Source organism: uncultured Pseudophaeobacter sp. (assembly GCA_905479575.1).
In the GTDB taxonomy this organism is placed as follows: domain Bacteria; phylum Pseudomonadota; class Alphaproteobacteria; order Rhodobacterales; family Rhodobacteraceae; genus Pseudophaeobacter.
Genome location: CAJQNB010000045.1, coordinates 42,148 through 58,895, shown reverse-complemented (window position 1 = coordinate 58,895; position 16,748 = coordinate 42,148). Strand labels below are relative to the sequence as shown.

15 protein-coding genes are annotated in these 16,748 nt (G+C 60.7%); 6 read left to right on the top strand and 9 right to left on the bottom strand.

The genetic code is table 11. The features are described 5' to 3' along the window. Positions 1 to 22: 22 nt before the first annotated feature. Positions 23 to 1,348, top strand: a complete 1,326-nt coding sequence (gene gltX / locus QZ268_RS13180) for a glutamate--tRNA ligase (protein ID WP_295453372.1) — start codon at positions 23 to 25, stop codon at positions 1,346 to 1,348. Between the two features lie 248 nt (positions 1,349 to 1,596). Here gltX and QZ268_RS13175 read toward each other — a convergent pair whose 3' ends face one another. Next, on the bottom strand, positions 1,597 to 2,166 hold the full coding sequence (locus tag QZ268_RS13175; RefSeq protein WP_295453370.1) for a gamma-glutamylcyclotransferase family protein: 570 nt from the start codon (positions 2,164 to 2,166) through the stop codon (positions 1,597 to 1,599). A 106-nt stretch (positions 2,167 to 2,272) separates the two neighbouring features. Between QZ268_RS13175 and QZ268_RS13170 the strand changes: the two genes are divergently transcribed. Beyond that, positions 2,273 to 2,752, top strand: a complete 480-nt coding sequence (locus QZ268_RS13170; RefSeq protein ID WP_295453367.1) for an Rrf2 family transcriptional regulator — start codon at positions 2,273 to 2,275, stop codon at positions 2,750 to 2,752. Between the two features lie 106 nt (positions 2,753 to 2,858). On the opposite strand, the gene QZ268_RS13165 is transcribed toward QZ268_RS13170, so the two are convergent. Both QZ268_RS13165 and QZ268_RS13160 read right to left on the bottom strand, forming a co-directional pair. Next, positions 2,859 to 5,414 (bottom strand): FtsX-like permease family protein, encoded by a 2,556-nt coding sequence (locus QZ268_RS13165; protein ID WP_295453364.1) that lies wholly within the window; start codon positions 5,412 to 5,414, stop codon positions 2,859 to 2,861. Beyond that, on the bottom strand, positions 5,411 to 6,118 hold the full coding sequence (locus tag QZ268_RS13160) for an ABC transporter ATP-binding protein (protein WP_295453362.1): 708 nt from the start codon (positions 6,116 to 6,118) through the stop codon (positions 5,411 to 5,413). Before QZ268_RS13160 ends, QZ268_RS13165 begins: the two co-directional genes overlap by 4 nt. 50 nt (positions 6,119 to 6,168) lie before the next feature. On the opposite strand from QZ268_RS13160, the gene QZ268_RS13155 reads away from it, so the two are divergent. After that, entirely contained in the window at positions 6,169 to 6,834 is a 666-nt protein-coding gene (locus tag QZ268_RS13155) for an arylesterase (protein WP_295453359.1), read from the top strand. 64 nt (positions 6,835 to 6,898) lie between these two features. On the opposite strand, the gene QZ268_RS13150 is transcribed toward QZ268_RS13155, so the two are convergent. Next, entirely contained in the window at positions 6,899 to 7,105 is a 207-nt protein-coding gene (locus tag QZ268_RS13150) for a cold-shock protein (RefSeq protein WP_027241328.1), read from the bottom strand. Positions 7,106 to 7,382: 277 nt separating this feature from the next. Further along, a complete protein-coding gene (locus QZ268_RS13145; RefSeq protein WP_295453355.1) occupies positions 7,383 to 7,964 on the bottom strand; it encodes a L,D-transpeptidase in 582 nt (193 codons plus the stop codon). Positions 7,965 to 8,117: 153 nt separating this feature from the next. Here QZ268_RS13145 and QZ268_RS13140 point away from each other — a divergent pair, with 153 nt between their 5' ends. Further along, a complete protein-coding gene (locus QZ268_RS13140) occupies positions 8,118 to 8,546 on the top strand; it encodes a thioredoxin domain-containing protein (protein WP_295453411.1) in 429 nt (142 codons plus the stop codon). 29 nt (positions 8,547 to 8,575) lie between these two features. On the opposite strand, the gene QZ268_RS13135 is transcribed toward QZ268_RS13140, so the two are convergent. The 3 genes from QZ268_RS13135 to ettA all read right to left on the bottom strand — a co-directional run bounded on the left by QZ268_RS13135 (position 8,576) and on the right by ettA (position 11,754). Then, positions 8,576 to 8,791, bottom strand: coding sequence for a hypothetical protein (locus tag QZ268_RS13135; RefSeq protein ID WP_295453352.1), 216 nt, complete (start codon positions 8,789 to 8,791; stop codon positions 8,576 to 8,578). A 195-nt stretch (positions 8,792 to 8,986) separates the two neighbouring features. Beyond that, positions 8,987 to 9,358 carry a DUF4157 domain-containing protein gene (locus QZ268_RS13130; RefSeq protein ID WP_295453349.1) on the bottom strand — a complete coding sequence of 124 codons (372 nt, stop codon included), beginning with the start codon at positions 9,356 to 9,358 and terminating at the stop codon, positions 8,987 to 8,989. A gap of 728 nt (positions 9,359 to 10,086) precedes the next feature. Further along, positions 10,087 to 11,754, bottom strand: a complete 1,668-nt coding sequence (ettA, locus tag QZ268_RS13125; protein WP_295453346.1) for an energy-dependent translational throttle protein EttA — start codon at positions 11,752 to 11,754, stop codon at positions 10,087 to 10,089. Positions 11,755 to 12,236: 482 nt separating this feature from the next. Between ettA and QZ268_RS13120 the strand changes: the two genes are divergently transcribed. Both QZ268_RS13120 and dacB read left to right on the top strand, forming a co-directional pair. Then, positions 12,237 to 12,848: a nicotinate-nucleotide adenylyltransferase gene (locus QZ268_RS13120; protein WP_295453344.1), complete on the top strand. Its 612-nt coding sequence runs from the start codon at positions 12,237 to 12,239 to the stop codon at positions 12,846 to 12,848. A 225-nt stretch (positions 12,849 to 13,073) separates the two neighbouring features. After that, on the top strand, positions 13,074 to 14,585 hold the full coding sequence (gene dacB / locus QZ268_RS13115) for a D-alanyl-D-alanine carboxypeptidase/D-alanyl-D-alanine-endopeptidase (RefSeq protein WP_295453341.1): 1,512 nt from the start codon (positions 13,074 to 13,076) through the stop codon (positions 14,583 to 14,585). Between the two features lie 95 nt (positions 14,586 to 14,680). Here the strand turns inward: dacB and QZ268_RS13110 are convergent, their stop codons facing one another. Next, on the bottom strand, positions 14,681 to 16,735 hold the full coding sequence (locus tag QZ268_RS13110) for a molybdopterin-dependent oxidoreductase (RefSeq protein ID WP_295453338.1): 2,055 nt from the start codon (positions 16,733 to 16,735) through the stop codon (positions 14,681 to 14,683). Positions 16,736 to 16,748 lie beyond the last annotated feature (13 nt).

Sequence of the window (16,748 nt, the reverse complement as noted above, 5' to 3'; positions counted from 1 at the left end):
GCAGGACAACAGGAGATATCTAATGACAACCACTCGTTTTGCCCCGTCGCCCACTGGATATATCCACGTCGGCAATCTGCGCACCGCGCTGATGAATTTCTTGATCGCCCGCAAGGCCGGCGGAGAGTTCATTCTGCGTATTGATGACACCGACCCTGAGCGCTCGAAGGAAGAATATGTCGATGCGATCAAACAGGACCTGGAATGGCTGGGCCTGACCTGGGACCGGGTTGAGCGCCAGTCCGAACGGCTGGAACGCTATGTTGCTGCCGCGGATGAGCTGCGCAGCATTGGCCGCTTTTATGAGGCCTTTGAGACTCCAACCGAGCTGGACCTGAAGCGCAAGAAACAGCTGAACATGGGCAAGCCACCGGTCTATGACCGCGCAGCCCTGGCATTGTCCGGGGATGAAAAAGCAGCCCTGCGGGCGGAACGCGGCGATGGTGTCTGGCGCTTTAAGCTGGACCATGAGCGTATAGAGTGGAAAGACGGCGTGCTGGGCGATATCTCGATTGATGCCGCGTCGGTGTCCGACCCGGTACTGATCCGGGGCGATGGTCAGTTCCTGTATACCCTGGCATCGGTGGTGGATGACACCGAAATGGGCGTCACCCATGTGGTGCGGGGATCGGACCATGTGACCAATACCGCCACTCAGATCCAGATCATCAAGGCGCTGGGCGGCGCGGTGCCCGAATTTGCCCATCACTCGTTGTTGACCGGCCCCCAGGGCGAAGCGCTGTCCAAACGGCTTGGCACCCTGGCGCTGCGCGACCTGCGCGAAGCAGGCGTGCAGCCCATGGCATTGCTGAGCCTGATGGCCCGGTTGGGGTCTTCGGATCCGGTTGAAGTGCGCGCTGAGATGGCGGCGCTGGTTGAGGGCTTTGACATCAACCGCTTTGGCGCGGCGCCCACCAAGTTTGATGTGGAGGATCTGTATCCGCTGACCGCACGCTATTTGCAGTCGCTGACGCTGGACCAGGTGAAACCACATGTAGAGGCCCTGGGCGTACCTGCAGACAAGCAAGAAGGCTTTTGGGCAATGGCCAAGGAAAACATCACCACGCTGAAAGATCTGCAGGGCTGGTGGGATCTGTGCCAAAACGGTGCCGCACCGCTGATCGCCGATGAGGATGCGGAATTCATCGCTGAGGCGATGAAACTGCTGCCGGAAGGCCCCTATGATAATGAGAGCTGGAAGAGCTGGACCACCGCAGTGAAAGAGGCCACTGGGCGCAAGGGCAAGGGCTTGTTCATGCCGCTGCGCAAGGCGGTCACCGGGCGCGAACGCGGACCAGACATGAGCGCGCTGTTGGCGCTGATGTCGGTTGTGCAAGCGCGCGGCTAAATCGCGACAAGCAACCTGGCAAACAACCTGGCTGGCGACAGCGAAACAGACAGCAGGCGACCCTGAAGGAGGGTCGCCTTTTTTGTGCGCTGGGACAGGGAAGGGGGGGCTCCCGCCTGTTCAGCCCCATTCAAAGAATGGGACGACACAGTTGGGCCGGGCGCCGGGCCTTGCCCGGCGCGGCGCGCGGAGCGATTGTATCGCGCCTTTTGGTGCGTGGTGGAACCTTGGCCTGCGGGGGAAAAGAGCTAGCTCAGCACCTGGGCGTTCAGCTGGGTCAGATGGTGGTCCACCAGCTGCTGCTCGGTGGCGGACAGAACCTGGTGGCGGGGATAGCGTGGCTGCTGCCGGTCGTTCAGGATCGGTGCGTCCCAGCCCGCAGTGCTGGCAAAAAACGCATCCACGCCCGCCGTACCAAAGACCTGCAGATGGCCCTGAACCACCACATCAAGGTAGCTCAGCAAGATCGGGTGGCGATGGCTGCCTTGGTTTTGCGCCTCTGTCGGCACCGCATAGAAGGAAATTTCGGTATGATCAGGCAGGGCATGGCGGACCTGGTGATCTGCGGGCAGGCGGTCATAGGCAAACTCGCGCGCGTCCAGCGCCTGCCAGTCGGCATTCGGGACGGCGGCGATCAACCCGTCGATTTCAACCTGCGGCGCGGGTTCGACGGTGAGAAAGGCCACATCACGCAGGGGGGTGTGGCACCAGCTGCGCCGCCAGCCGCGGAGCCGCGCGGGCTGTGGATCCAGGTAGTCGTGGGTGGCGGTGTTTACCAGGCTGCCATAGCCAAAGAAATAAGGAGGGTGGGGCATCATTTCATCGTCATTCCATTTTTGAAGCCGGGGCAATTGATGTATGTCAAACCGCTTTTTGCCGAGTTGTGCAATAAACCCCTAGCTGAAAGTAGCGGGAGCCAGGATTATGCGCATTACAAAAAGGACCAATATCGCCGTCCGACTGCTGATGTATTGTGCAGCAAACGCGGATCGTTTGGTCACTAAGGCCGAGATCGCCGAGTGTTGCAATATCTCGGAAAACCATCTGGCCCAAGTCATCAACCAGCTGAGCCAGCTTGGCTACCTGCATACCCAGCGCGGGCGCAACGGCGGCATGACCCTGGGGCGTCAACCTGAACAGATCCAGATTGGCGAGGTGTTTCGCGATGTCGAAGGCGCGCTGCCGATGGTGGAGTGTTTTGCCGATGCCGACAACACCTGCCCGCTCTCTAGTGCCTGCCGCCTGAAGGTGGCGCTTGCGGATGCGGCACAGGCTTTTTACGCCTCGCTGGACGACATCACCCTGGAAGCGCTGATCTGCGAAAATCACGACCTGATGCGGATCTTGCAGCCGGTTGCCTGCGCAGGTTCCGCGACAGGTGTCGCGACGGCTGCAGCGGGTTAGGTCTGCCAGAGACATGGCTGGTCAAACCGGGCCTGATTTGGCCTGGGGTGGATTTGGCCTGGGGGTATCTGTTCCTGAAGGCAAAAGGCGCTTTCGCGTGCTTGCTTTATTCACGGGCTCGCAAAATACGGGCGGGACGGGCGGCCAGTGGGCGCCAGGCAAAGATCAACCCGGCCAGCAGCGTGGTAGCGATGCCCCCAGAGACCACCGCCAGCGCATTGGGCCAGATCACCACATAGGCGGTCTCAAAGACATAGATATTCACCGCCCAGGCGCCGGCAACGCCTGCCAGCAGGGCAACACCCCCAGCGCCTGCGCCCAGAATGATAGACCGCAGGGCAAAGCTCAGCAGGATTTTGCGGCGAGAGGCCCCAAGGGTCTTGAGCAAGGCTGCTTCGTAGCGCCGGGCGGGCTCTCCGGCGGCGGCGGTGCCCAGCAGCACCAGAAACCCGGTGATCAGGGTGGCAGCGGCACCATAGCTGGTGGCAGCGGCCAGCTGGCGCAAAATATCGGAGACCCGGTCAATCGCATCGCGGACCCGGATGGCGGTGATATTGGGCATTTCCTGCGCCAGATCCCGCAGGATCTGCGCCTCTGCGCTGGTCTCGGCATAGACCGTGGCGATAAAACTATGCGGCGCACCGGCCAGTGCCGCCTCATTCAGGGTCAGCACAAAGCCCATGCCGGCGGTGGAGAAATCGACATTGCGAAAGCTGGTGATTTCGGCCTGTATGTCACGGCCCAACACGTTCAGGGTGATGGTGTCGCCCAGGTCCAGGCCCAGTTCCTCGGCCTCTTCAGCGGCAAAGCTGACCTGCGGCGGGCCGGTGTAATCCTCGGGCCACCAGCTGCCTGCCACCACCTCGGTGCCTTTGGGCTGTGCTGCCGCATAGGTGACGCCACGATCGCCGCGCACCACCCAGTGATCGCCTGCGACCTCCTGTGCGGGGGTGCCGTTGATCTTGGTAATGACCGCCCGCAACATTGGCGCGCTTTCGACCTTGCTGACAGCCGGGTCGCCTTCGACACGCTCTAGGAAGGCGGGCATCTGATCGCGCTGAATGTCGACAAAGAAATAAGAGGGCGCCACATCGGGCAGATTGCCGGCAATGGCGCGGCGCATATTGCCGTCGATCTGGCCAATGGCGGCCAGAACCGTCAGCCCCAGACCCAGCGCCAGGACCGCAGGCACGGCGCCATCGCGGGCGGTGCCAATCGCGGCCAGTGCCCATCGCAGCGCCGGGCGGCCACGGGTGATGTGGGAACCACGCCGTGCCAGCCAGCCCAGACCCAGGGCGGCAATCAACAGCACCAGCAGGGCGCCCATCAGCCCCCCTGCAGTCCAGAGCGTCAGCTTTGCGGCGCCAGAGAACCAGGCGGCCGAGCCCACAAGCAGGACCAGCGCCAGGACGGTTGCCAGAATATAGCGGAGCGCCGGCAGGCGGCTTACCTCGCCCAAGGCGCCGCGAAACAGCGAGGCAGCGCGGATGCGCTCGGCCCGGGCCAGCGGCCACAGGGCAAAGATAAAGGCAGTGAGAAAGCCATAAAGTGCCGCCTCAACCAGGGTGGCGGGGTAGACCGCAAAAACCGCCGGGAAGGGCAGTTGCGCTGCAATCATCGGCCCCAGCAGGATTGGCCCCAACCCGCCGAGCAGCAGCCCGATGCTGACCCCCAGCAGGGTCAGTGCGCCGATTTGCAAGAAATAAGTGAGGAAAATCACCTGCCGTTCAGCGCCAAGGGTGCGCAGGATGGCGATGGTTTCGGTCTTGGTGGCCAGATAGGCGCGCACAGCAGCAGATACGCCAACGCCGCCCACCGCCAGACCAGAGAGCCCGACCAGCACCAGAAACCCGCCCAGACGGTCGACAAAGGTGGCAATGCCGGGGGCGCCGTTGCGGGCATCACGCCAGCGCATGCCGTTGTCCTCAAACTGGGCGCGGGCCTCGGCCTGCAGCGCGTCGAGATCGGTGTCCGGGGCCAGCGCCAGCCGGTATTTGGTGGAATAGAGCGAGCCGGGCGCCAAAAGGCCGGAGCCCTCTAGGGCTGGGCGGGCCACCAGGGTACGTGGCCCCAGGGCAAAGCCGGAGGCGGCGGCGTCTGGCTCGGTTTTGATGGTGGCCATCAGCACAAAGTCGCGGGTGCCAAAGCGGACCGTATCCCCGGGCTTGAGCCCCAGCCGATCCGCCAGAACCGGCATCATCGCCACACCGGGCAGCGTGCCATTGCCCGCCAGCGCCTGCGCCAGGGGGATGTCGGGTTGCAGGGTCAGGCTGCCGGTCAGCGGATAGGCATTATCAACCGCTTTGACCTGGGTCAGGGCGCGTTCGTCGCCTAAGGTCGCCATCGAGCGGAACTCGACAATCTGCGAGACCGCCTCGGAATGGGTGGCCATCCAGGCGCGCTCTTCGTCATTGGCAAAGCGATAGGTAAAGGTGAGTTCAGCGTCGCCGCCCAGCAGACTGGCGCCTTCTTGGGTCAAGCCGGCCTCAATCGAGGCGCGGATCGAGCCAATGGCGGCAATCACCGCCACCCCAAGAGCCAGACAAGCGAGAAAGATGCGAAAGCCTTTGACGCCGCTGCGCAGCTCACGCAGGGCAAAGCGCCAGGCAAGACGGAGTGAGAAGGCGGGCGTGCGGGACTGGCTGAGCGACTGGCCCGTCATTCTGCCGCCTCACTTGCGGCTGAGGGGTCTGCCAGCCGGCCATCACGCAGGCGGATCACCCGATCACAGCGACTGGCGAGTTCCGGCGCATGGGTCACCATGATCAATGTGGCGCCTGAGCGGTCGCGCAGGTCAAACAGCAGATCCATCACAGCGGCGCCATTGGCCTCATCCAGATTGCCGGTTGGCTCATCCGCCAGCAGGATCTCAGGGCGCGGTGCCAGGGCGCGGGCCAGGGCCACACGTTGTTGTTCCCCGCCCGACAGCTGCGCCGGGAAATGACCCGCACGATGGCCCAGCCCCACGGCTTCAAGCTCAACCAGGGCGACGTCAAAGGCGTCGCGCCGTCCTGCCAGCTCCAACGGGGTGGCGACATTTTCCAGCGCGGTCATAGTGGGGATCAGATGGAAGCTTTGGAACACCACCCCCATGTGATTGCGGCGAAACCGCGCCAGAGCGTCCTCATCCATGGCGGTCAGATCCTGCCCCAGCGCAGAAATATGGCCACCGGTTGCCAGCTCCAGCCCGCCCATCAACATCAACAGCGACGACTTGCCCGATCCCGAGGGGCCAATCAGGCCCAGGGTTTCCCCGCGTGCGACATCCAAAGAGATATCCTGCAGAATTCGCACCGGTCCGGTATTGCCATTCAGCGTTAAAGACGCATCTTGAAGGTGAAGAACGGGTCTATCTGTTTCTGTCATGAAGCTGCGCCTGTTAAATATACTCTATCGGATATGGAGCATTTGCTGCAATGCACAAGGTATTAGCCCTGTTTGGGATGATTTTTCTCGTGACCTACGCCTCTGATACGCGCGCCGAGGATCTGCGGATCACGGCCTTTGGAGATAGTCTGGTCCAGGGCTATGGATTGCCCCAGGGCGACGGGCTGGTGCCGCAATTGCAACACTGGCTGCAAGAACAGGGAGCTGAGGTCCGGTTGACCAATGCAGGGGTGTCCGGCGATACCACCGCCGGCGGCGCTGCCCGGATCGACTGGACGCTGGCAGATCAGCCGCAGGGGCTGATTGTGCTGTTAGGCGGCAATGATCTGCTGCGCGGTCTGCCGCCGCTTCAGGCCCGTGCAAACCTGCGTCAGATCCTGGTGACAGCACAGGCGCAAGAGGTTGAGGTGCTGTTGATCGGGATGCAGGCGCCGGGGAATTTCGGACCCGATTACAAGGCGCGTTTTGACAGCATCTATGCAGAGCTGGCGCAGGAGTTTGGCGCGCTGTTGCACCCGGATGCCTTTGCCGGAATTCGCGCGGTTGCGGGCGATGATCCGGCGGCGGCGCAGGCCTATATGCAGGGGGACAATATTCACCCCAATGCCAGGGGCGTGGCCTTGAATGTGGCGGCGCTGGGCCCTGTGGTACTGCAGCTGGCAGCCCGGATTGAAGCTGCCGCAGCCAAGAGCTAGGGCCAGGAATCAAAAGCGGCCCCGACCGAAACAGGGGCCGCCAGAATGGGTCATCTTTGGCGGATCAAAGCAGCGCGAGATCCACAGCGGATTCACGACCGTCGCGGCCGGGCTGCATTTCGTAGCTGACTTTTTGGTTGTCTGCGAGGCCGGTCAGGCCGGACCGTTCAACCGCAGAAATGTGAACAAATACATCGCTTCCGCCACTGTCGGGGGCGATAAAGCCGAAGCCTTTTGTGGTGTTGAACCATTTGACGGTGCCAGTTGCCATCGTCTCTTCTCCTAGTTTCTTCTCACGTGCTCTGCCCGCAGCATGCGGCAGTATGGCGCGTTCATTCTGGGGGAGCGCCCCCCATCAGGGTCCATTTGCACCCCTTTTATGACCTCGCGGTGACAGCATTGGACAGAAGAAGCCCTCACGCAAGAAAAAATCTCGTAGTCTTTGCTGTCACCGCAGCAAGCGTTGCATCTTGCGCGCGTGATGGGCACCAAGAGGGCAAATAGGCGCTTGGGCGGCGCTTTTACCCCGTGGTTTGGACTGGCGGCGGCTATAAAACCGTGACTTTGGTGCCGATAGGGACCCGATTATAAAGATCGGTTACATGTTCGTTCAACATCCGGATGCAGCCATTGGAGGCGGATGAGCCAATGGTTTCGGGCTGGGTGGTGCCATGGATGCGGAAATAGGTGTCCACCCCGTTTTGATACAGATAAAGCGCCCGTGCCCCCAGGGGATTGTCCGGCCCGCCGGGCTGAACATAGCTGTTATCGGCGAACCGCCCATAGCTGCGCGGACTGCGTTCGATCATTTCCTGGGTGGGTCGCCAGCTGGGCCATTCTCGTTTGCGCTGGATGATGGCGCTGCCGGTGAACTCTAGCCCGGCCTTGCCGACCCCAACGCCATAGCGAATGGCTTTGCGTTTTTCGGTCACAAAATACAGGTAGTATGACCGGGTCAGGATCAGGATCTCACCGGGGAGGAACTCTTTTTTTATCCGCACATATTGCGGTGTTGGATCAAAGACCGGGGCCTCTTTGGCCAGGGCCGGGCTTGGTCGGGACAGAGCGGGCAGCGCTGCGGCGGTAAAACCCGCCAGGGCAGAGCTGGAAAACGCGCGGCGAGAAATCATCTGGGCCTCACATGTTGGAACAAGTCCTGGCCAGTCTGCGTGTCACCCACGGTGGGGTCAAGCCTGTCGCCCTGCTGTTTGGCTTGTAGAACCCCAAGCAGCGCTTATATCTCGGGGATACAATACACTGGAGAGCACGTGATGGCGCAACAGATGGCGATGAAAACCTTGACCTGCCTGTCCTGCGCGCAGCTGAACCGGGTGCCGGAGGCGAAACTGACGGCTGGGGCAAAATGCGGCAGCTGTGGCGCGGCGCTGCTGCCGAAACAGCCCGTGGATGTGGACCCGGCGGTGCTGCAGAAGGCGGCACAGAACGATGACCTGCCTTTGGTGGTGGACTTTTGGGCCCCCTGGTGCGGCCCTTGCAAGATGATGGGGCCGGAATATGCCAAGGCGTCCAGTAAACTGGCGGGGCAGGCGCGTCTGGTCAAGCTGGACACCCAGAGACATCAATCCACTGGCGGGCGCTATCGGATCAAAGGCATCCCGACCCTGGTTGCTTTTGAGCGCGGCAAAGAGAAAAAGCGCCAGTCAGGCGCTTTACGGGAAGGTCAGATTGTCAGCTGGGTTAAGGCCCGCTAGGGATTTCCTGTCCGGGGGAGGGCCTGAAATCAGGCACCAATGGCGGCCTGATTTTCCAGGTTGAGCGATTTTGCGGCGAAGCCACTGCGCAGAGCCAGGATGGTGATTGACAGAACCGCAAACAGAACGCCGGACGCTGAGTAAAGCAGCAGGCTCTGCCAGACGTGCAAGTCAAACAGCGCAAAGCCGGTTACGGCAGACAGCAGCCCAAAGACAGAACCGAACATGATACTTACAAAAGCCAAAACATTTCTCCCTCACCGAGGCCACGGCCAGAACTTAGCGCGGCACCGCCTCTCCAATACAGCGACAAATGGTTAAGATTTTGTTCAAACCTTGCGCGATCTAAGGCTTCGAAGAATGGCTTTGTGTCCAAAACCCCAAAAAACAAAGAAAAATTGTTTGGGTTCATGAAGGCTTGGTCACGGTATTTGGGCGGTCTATTTTGAAACCAAGGCCTGACCGTCACGGGGTTTTGGCATCTTGCCACGGCCCTGTTGCAACACATGAGCAAGCTCATGGACCAAAAGGTCGGTGTTTTTAGCGCTGGCGGGTCGGGCGAAATAGACATCGTTGCCAATGGTAAAGGCCTTGGCTTTCAGCTCCTTACACAGGTCTTTGGCATTGCCGCCGATATGAACCTGAACTTTGGAGAGCTTGCTGCGAAAATGCGCCTCTAGCCCCTTGCGCAGATCGCTGGGCAGTTTCTTACCCTTGGTGCCTTCGGGGGCGGTGGTCAGTCTTTTGCGCTTGGCCTTTCTGCCCTTGGTAGCCTCGACCTTGGCAGCGATTTCTTCGGCGGTGATCGGCATGGGAGGGACCCTTTCAAACGGATAACACGGAAACAGACTGGCGTGAGGTCTGTCCAGCCTAGCGCAAGAGGAGCAAAAGGCAAAATGCAAGGGAGAGCGGGGCGGCGAGCGCACGCCATCCTGAATTGCCTCCGGCGGGAATAATTTTGGAAAGATGAAATTCAACCCGTTTGCGCTGCCGCTCACAGAGGCAGGGACAGGGGGAGCCCTTCGCACCCAGCAGCGCAACCCAAAGCCCGAACTCTAGAGGATATCCCCTGGGACGTTAGGCGCAAGCCGCACGGCCCGCGCCTGACCTTCCCCCCGGGAAGGCGCTTTGCACCTCCCCAAGGTCAGGCGCGGGCCTTCGGGCTTAGACCTTTAGTGCAACGAAGAAAAACTATTCAGACGTAATCCCAAGATCGCGACGCATCGAAGATTTTAGTTTGTCATGAGCGCGTGATCGGCCCTTTCGGTCTGCGTTGGAGGCGATGATCTCGTCTATAGCTTCTCGAACTATGACAGGGGCTACTATTTCACAACGCATCTGCCAATAAGCAAAGTTCTTTGATGCTTGGTCTGTGCCCTCGACTGCGGCACGGTGATACGCCTCCAGTAAACCTTGATAGCTTCCTTACGCTCTTGAAAGCTCCGTTCGTTTAGTTTGGCGCGTGATGACAGCCAGCTTTGAACGAAAGCTGTCATCACAGAACCAAGGCCAAATGCTCCTAATAGTGGAAGCCAGCCCGTCAGCGCACAAACTTCTTGTGCTTCAACCGCTTGGGCTCAAGGGCATCGGCGCCGAGACGGCGTTTCTTGTCTTCCTCGTAATCCTCAAAGTTGCCCTCGAACCATTCCACATGGGCGTCGCCTTCAAAGGCCAGCATATGGGTGCAGATCCGGTCGAGGAAGAAACGGTCGTGGGAAATCACCACGGCGCAGCCGGCAAAATCTACCAGCGCGTCTTCGAGCGCCCGCAGGGTCTCCACGTCCAGATCGTTGGTCGGTTCATCGAGGAGCAGCACGTTGCCGCCCTCTTTCAGCAGGCGCGCCATGTGGACACGGTTACGCTCACCACCAGACAACAGGTTCAGCGGTTTTTGCTGATCGCCGCCTTTGAAGTTGAACGAAGAGCAATAGGCGCGGGAGTTCACCTGAGCGTCGCCGAGTTCAATGATTTCAGCCCCCCCAGAGATGGCTTCCCAGACGGTTTCATTGTCTTTCAAGTCATCGCGCGACTGATCCACATAAGAAAGCTTTACCGTGTCGCCATAAGAAACCGAGCCGCTGTCGGGCTGTTCCTGGCCGGTCAGCATGCGGAACAGGGTGGATTTACCGGCGCCGTTGGGGCCGATCACACCGACAATACCGCCGGGAGGCAGATCAAAGGAGAGGTTCTCCACCAGCTGTTTGTCGCCATAGTGTTTCGAGATGCCCTCGACCTCGATCACCTTGCTGCCCAGACGGGGGCCATTGGGGATGACGATCTGGGCGCGGGTGAGCTTTTCGCGTTCGGACTGTTCCGCCAGATCGTTATAGGCGTTGATCCGGGCCTTTGATTTGGCCTGACGGGCCTTGGCGCCCTGGCGCATCCACTCAAGTTCGCGCTGCAGGGTCTGCTGCTTGGACTTGTCCTCGCGGGCTTCCTGCTCCAGGCGCTTGGCCTTCTGTTCCAGCCATGCGGAATAGTTGCCCTCGTAGGGGATGCCCTTGCCGCGGTCCAGTTCCAGGATCCAGCTGGTGATGTCATCCAGGAAATAACGGTCGTGAGTGACGCAGAGGATGGTGCCTTTGTAGTCGATCAGGTGCTGTTGCAGCCAGGCGATGGTTTCCGCATCCAGGTGGTTGGTGGGTTCATCGAGCAGCAGCATGTCAGGCGCTTCGAGCAGCAGTTTGCACAGGGCCACTCGGCGTTTTTCACCGCCCGACAGATTGGCGATCTCGGCATCATCGGGGGGGCAGCGCAGGGCCTCCATCGAGACATCGACCTGGCTGTCCAGATCCCAGAGGTTTTCCGCGTCAATGCTATCCTGCAGCGCGGTCATTTCTTCCATCAGCTCGTCGGTGTAGTTCTCTGCCATCTCAACCGCGATCTGGTTAAAGCGATCCACCTTGGCCTTTTTCTCGGCCAGACCCAGCATGACGTTTTCACGCACCGTCAGGCTCTCGTCGAGCTTGGGCTCCTGCGGCAGATAGCCAACGCGCGCGCCTTCGGCAGCCCAGGCTTCGCCGGTGAAATCCTTGTCGAGACCAGCCATGATCTTCATCAGGGTCGATTTACCAGCGCCGTTGACACCGACGACACCGATTTTCACGCCGGGAAGGAAGGACAGGTGGATGTTTTCAAAGCATTTTTTGCCACCGGGGTAGGTCTTGGAGACACCCTGCATGTGGTAGACGTATTGATAGGCGGCCATGTGACTGCTCCATGATGGGGAAATTCGTGCTGGCTGGTGTGATAGCGGATGGCAGGCCAAGGGGCAATGTCACGTTGATCATGAGATATGGAAAAGGTCATCCACTGCTTTGGAACGTGCCACGCCGTGGCCCATCCCGCGCCTAACTTTCCCGTCAGGCCGGAGGCATGTTTTCAGTATGACGAAGGCGCATTCGCCCCTCCCCAAGGACAGGCGCGGGCCTGATGTCTCTCCGGCACAAAACTCTACTGGTCAGCCGGAAGAACGCAGGGATCAAAATAATCCGCGACAATTTTCACGGGTGGTTGCATCCAAGACGATGACGTGCGGGCCGTTGATGCGTTGGACCTGCTCTGACAGTTTGTCGCCGATTTTCTTGCGACCCAGTGCCAATACATGTGGTCAACTTTTGCAATTCTATTGAGGTATCACCCTGTGCTTGGGGCTTGGAATTCCGGTGATTTATGTGCATCAAGCCTTAGATGAGGCAGGGGTTTCCATATCTGCGCCCCGGCATGACCGTGGGCTTGCTCGGCGGGTCGTTTGATCCGGCGCACCAGGGCCATGTGCAGATCAGTCGGGCCGCCTTGCAGCGGTTTGACCTGGATTGCCTCTGGTGGCTGGTTTCGCCGGGTAATCCGCTGAAAACCCGTGCACCTGCCAGTATGGAACGCCGCATTGCAGCCGCACAGGCGCTGATGGATCACCCAAGGGTGCGGATCAGCGATGTCGAGGCGCGGCTGGGCACCCGCTACACCGCCGAAACTCTGCGGGCGTTGCGGCGGCTTTACCCGCAGGTGCGGTTCACCTGGCTGATGGGGGCGGATAATCTGGCGCATTTCCACCATTGGAAGGACTGGCAGCAGATTATGGAAACCGTGCCGATTGGCGTCCTGGCGCGTCCCGGAGACCGCATTTCTGCGCGCCTGTCCCCTGCGGCGCGAATCTACCGCCGCCAGATGGTCAAGGACAGCCAGAGCCAGATTTTGGCCCGATCAACGGCCCCGGCCTGGTGCTTTGTCAATGTGCCGATGATCGCAGAGAGTTCTACCGCAATCCGGGCAACGGGGGGCTGGTCGTCAGCCAAAGGGTGAGAATCTGGTGTGAGATCGACCCGAAAAGAGCCAATTGCCGCCTTTTTAACGGCCCTTTGCCGTGCCAAACTGGCCTGACTTGCGGCTCCCTTTGGCAGAGAGACCGTCAGGCTGGGAGCATTTTTGCAGGTGATTTTGCCGCAGATAAGGTATGAGATATGGCGCAAATAGTAGATATGGTCTTCATTTGCCGTTTGGTAGCAATTTTATTAGATATTGACTGACATGTTTTCGAGACGCTTTTTCCTTTCTGCCGCCGCAGCGGCTCTGGCGGCGCCAGCGGCTCTGGCCAATGCGCCCAAAACCTCGTTGCGGCCCCAGGCCCGTGCCTCAGTCGGGCTTGGCTCTGGCGGCGCGGCTGCCAGCCGCGCCAGTGCCGCGGGTAGCCTGGAGACCTTCTTGGCGCGGTCTGACCTGTCCGGACAGGTGGCCTGTGCCGTTGCCGAGGTCACAAGTGGCAAAGAACTGGAATCTCATGCGGGCGAAGAGGAACTGCCGCCGGCCAGCGTCGCCAAGGCGCTGACAGCGCTTTATGCGCTCGACAGTCTGGGAGCAGATTACCGGTTCACCACGCAGATTTTGTCAACGGGCACCCTGTCGGGCGGGGTGCTGAAGGGCGATTTGATCCTGGCCGGTGGCGGCGATCCGATGCTGAACACCGATCATCTGGCGCAGCTGGCGGCGGCGCTGAAAAAGGCAGGCGTTCGCGAAGTGCGCGGTGGGTTCATGGTGTGGGACGGGGCGCTGCCGCGCATTTCCACCATTGATGCAGATCAGCCCGATCATGTGGGCTATAGCCCCGCGGTTGCTGGTATCGCGCTGAATTTTAACCGGGTGCATTTTGAATGGAAACGGGCTGGCAAAAGCTGGAGCGTCGCTATGGACGCCCGCACTACAAAGTATCGTCCCGGGGTCAGCATGGCGCGGATGAAAGTCGCCAATCGGGCCCTGCCTGTCTATACCTATGCAGATCGCAACGGGAAGGACAGCTGGACTGTGGCCTCCCAGGCGCTTGGCAAAGGCGGGTCGCGCTGGCTGCCGGTGCGCCGCCCTGCGGACTATGCCGCAGATGTGTTTCGCACCATGGCGCGCGCGCATGGCATCAAGCTAAAGGCGGCCAAAAGGGTGTCATCATTGCCAACCGCCACCTTGCTGGCACAGCATCACAGCCCACCGCTGGATTTGATGCTCAAGGCCATGCTGAAATACTCCAACAATCTGATGGCTGAAATGATCGGCATGACAGCCACAGCGAAACGCGGCAAGCGCCCCAGAGGGCTGAAGGATTCGGCGGCTGAAATGTCGCGTTGGGTGCGTGCCAAATACGGTGTGAGCGCGATCCACATGGTGGATCATTCCGGCCTGGGAGAGGCCTCGCGGGTCGCCCCCAATGCCCTGCTCAAGGTGCTGGTCACCGCCTACAAAGCTGGCAGGCTCAAGCCGCTGCTCAAGAGCTTTCCGATGCGCGATGGCAATGGCCGGATTGTCAAAAACCACCCGATCAAGGTGACCGCTAAAACGGGAACCCTGAATTTTGTCTCTGGGTTGGGGGGGTTCTTGGCCACCTCCAGCGGCACGGTTCTGGCTTTTGTGATCTTTGCCGCCGATACCAAAGCGCGGGCACGCATCAGCCGGGCAGAACGCGAGCGCCCGGCCGGCGCCCGGAGTTGGAACAAAAGGGCCAAGCGGCTGCAGCAACAGCTGATCGAGCGTTGGGGGCAAAGCTACGGCACCTGAGGCCTGCCGCCTATGGTGACCGGCGGCAGGAAAAGTGCCGTATCCCCCTTGGGATATGGAGCCCAAGCCCTGTTCTGCGCGCTTTATTCCCAAGGCTATGCCTTGGCAGGTTTCACCTCGACAAAAGTCTCATGATAGCAGGCGCCATCCTCGATATCGGTGCGGATATCTGCCGGGATCAGGGTATTGACGGTGAACCCGGTCTGCGAGCTGCCGCGCCAGGTGCCTTTGGGGGAGTACAGCACACCGGGGCGGGTGGCCTCGGTGACTTTGAGCTGTAGGGTGACAGCGCCAAGCGCGTTCCAGACCGAGACAAGCGCGCCATCCTGCAAGCCCCGTTTCTGGGCGTCTTTGGGATGCATCTCCAGCATTTCCGGGCCGGCGGAGGCCGGGTCACTGCCAAAGGTGGCATTGGTCCGCTTGGCTGAGCTGGGGGTAATCAGTGTCAGCGGCAGGGCCTGTGGCACCGGGTCATAGCGCGGCACGCCAAAACCATAGCGCGTCTCATAGTCCTGGCTGAACAGCTCAATCTTGCCGGACGGGGTGGCCGGGGTGACGTTTTTGCACATCACCAGCGGTTCGCCGTCGGGGGCCATCATTTCGATGGCGCGATCCAGGGCGATCTCGCTAGGGCGTTTGCCTTCTAGCTGCGGGTGGGTTTCGTCGATGGCCTCATCCATCAGCTGGCTGTCGCTGGCCTGAAACAGGGCATCATCATAGCCAAACCGGGCGGCCAGGCGGCGGAAGATCTCGGTGTTGGGCAGGCTTTCCCCGACACAGGGGATCACCGGTGCTGCCCGTTGCAGGTAGTTTTGACCGTAAGCGCCATAGATGTCGTCGAACTCAAAATGTGAGGCAGCAGGCAGGATTACATCGCAATAGGCCATGCTGTCGGTCATCACCACGTCACAGCCAGCGATGAACAAATCCTCGCGCATCAGGGCGCGCATCAGGTTGCTCTGATCCGGGTGGGTGGCCACCGGATTGTGATTGTAGATCATGGTGGCTGTGATCGGGACCTCCAGGCTGTCGTCCTGCAAGATATTGGCCAGATCAACAATGTTGAGGATCCGGGTTCCGGGCTTGATCAAATGGTCGCCGTGCAGGCGCGCCTGGGTCTTTGGGGTGGCACCACCGGATTTGGCCATGACGCCGGCGCCCAGCCGCCCATGGTGGCCCAGCAGCGCAGGCAGCGCCATGCCGGCGCGCAGGGCTGACCCGCCGGACCGGCCGCGCTCAATGCCGTTGCCAAAGGCGCAGGCGATATTTCTTGCCGCCACCATCACATCGGCGAGGGCATGAAACTCTTCGGCGCTGATGCCGCAGGTTTCAACAACCCGCGCCAGCCCATACTGCCGGGCCTGGGTCATATAGGGATCAAAGCCCGTAACCCAATCGGCGATAAAGGCCTCATTCAGCGCCTGGCGCCGCTCCAGCTCGGCGGCAAGCCCCATGGCCAGCACCACGTCGGTGCCGGGTTTGATCTGCAGGTACATATCACATTGTTCGGCGATCTTGATCCGCTTGGGGTCGATCACCACCAGAGTGCCGCCCCGCGCCCGCAGCGTTTTCAGCAGTGGCGCCAGATGCAGGTTGGAAACGGTGACATTGTTGCCCCAGACCAGCACCAGATCGGAATGCTCAATCTGTACCGGTGGCATGCCGGGGGCGGCGCCAAACAGACTGGCATAGGCGCCCCCGCGCACCCCGCCGCATAGCGGGCCACGGTTGAGCAGGCTGGCCCCCATATGGTAAAAGAACCGCCGATCCATTGAGCCCCCGGCCAGCTCGCCATGGGGGCCGGCATAGTTGAAGGGCAGCACGCTTTCGGGACCATGGTCTGCAATGGCCTTGCTGAACCCCGCATGCACCATATCCAGTGCTGCGTCCCAGCTGATCCGCTCAAACTGGCCAGAGCCCCGTGGCCCCACCCGTTTGAGCGGATGGGTGAGCCGGGCTGTGCCATGTACAAACGCGGGGTAGTAGCGCGCCACCTTGTTGCAGATCACATTGGCGGTATAGGGGTTCGCGGTGGAGCCTTTGACCGCGACCACTGTATCTCCCTGGACCTGGACGTTGAGACTACAGGTGTCGGGGCAGTCCAGCGGGCAGACCGAAGGCACGGTACGGATGTCGAGTGGCTTGTTCATAAACTGGCTCCAA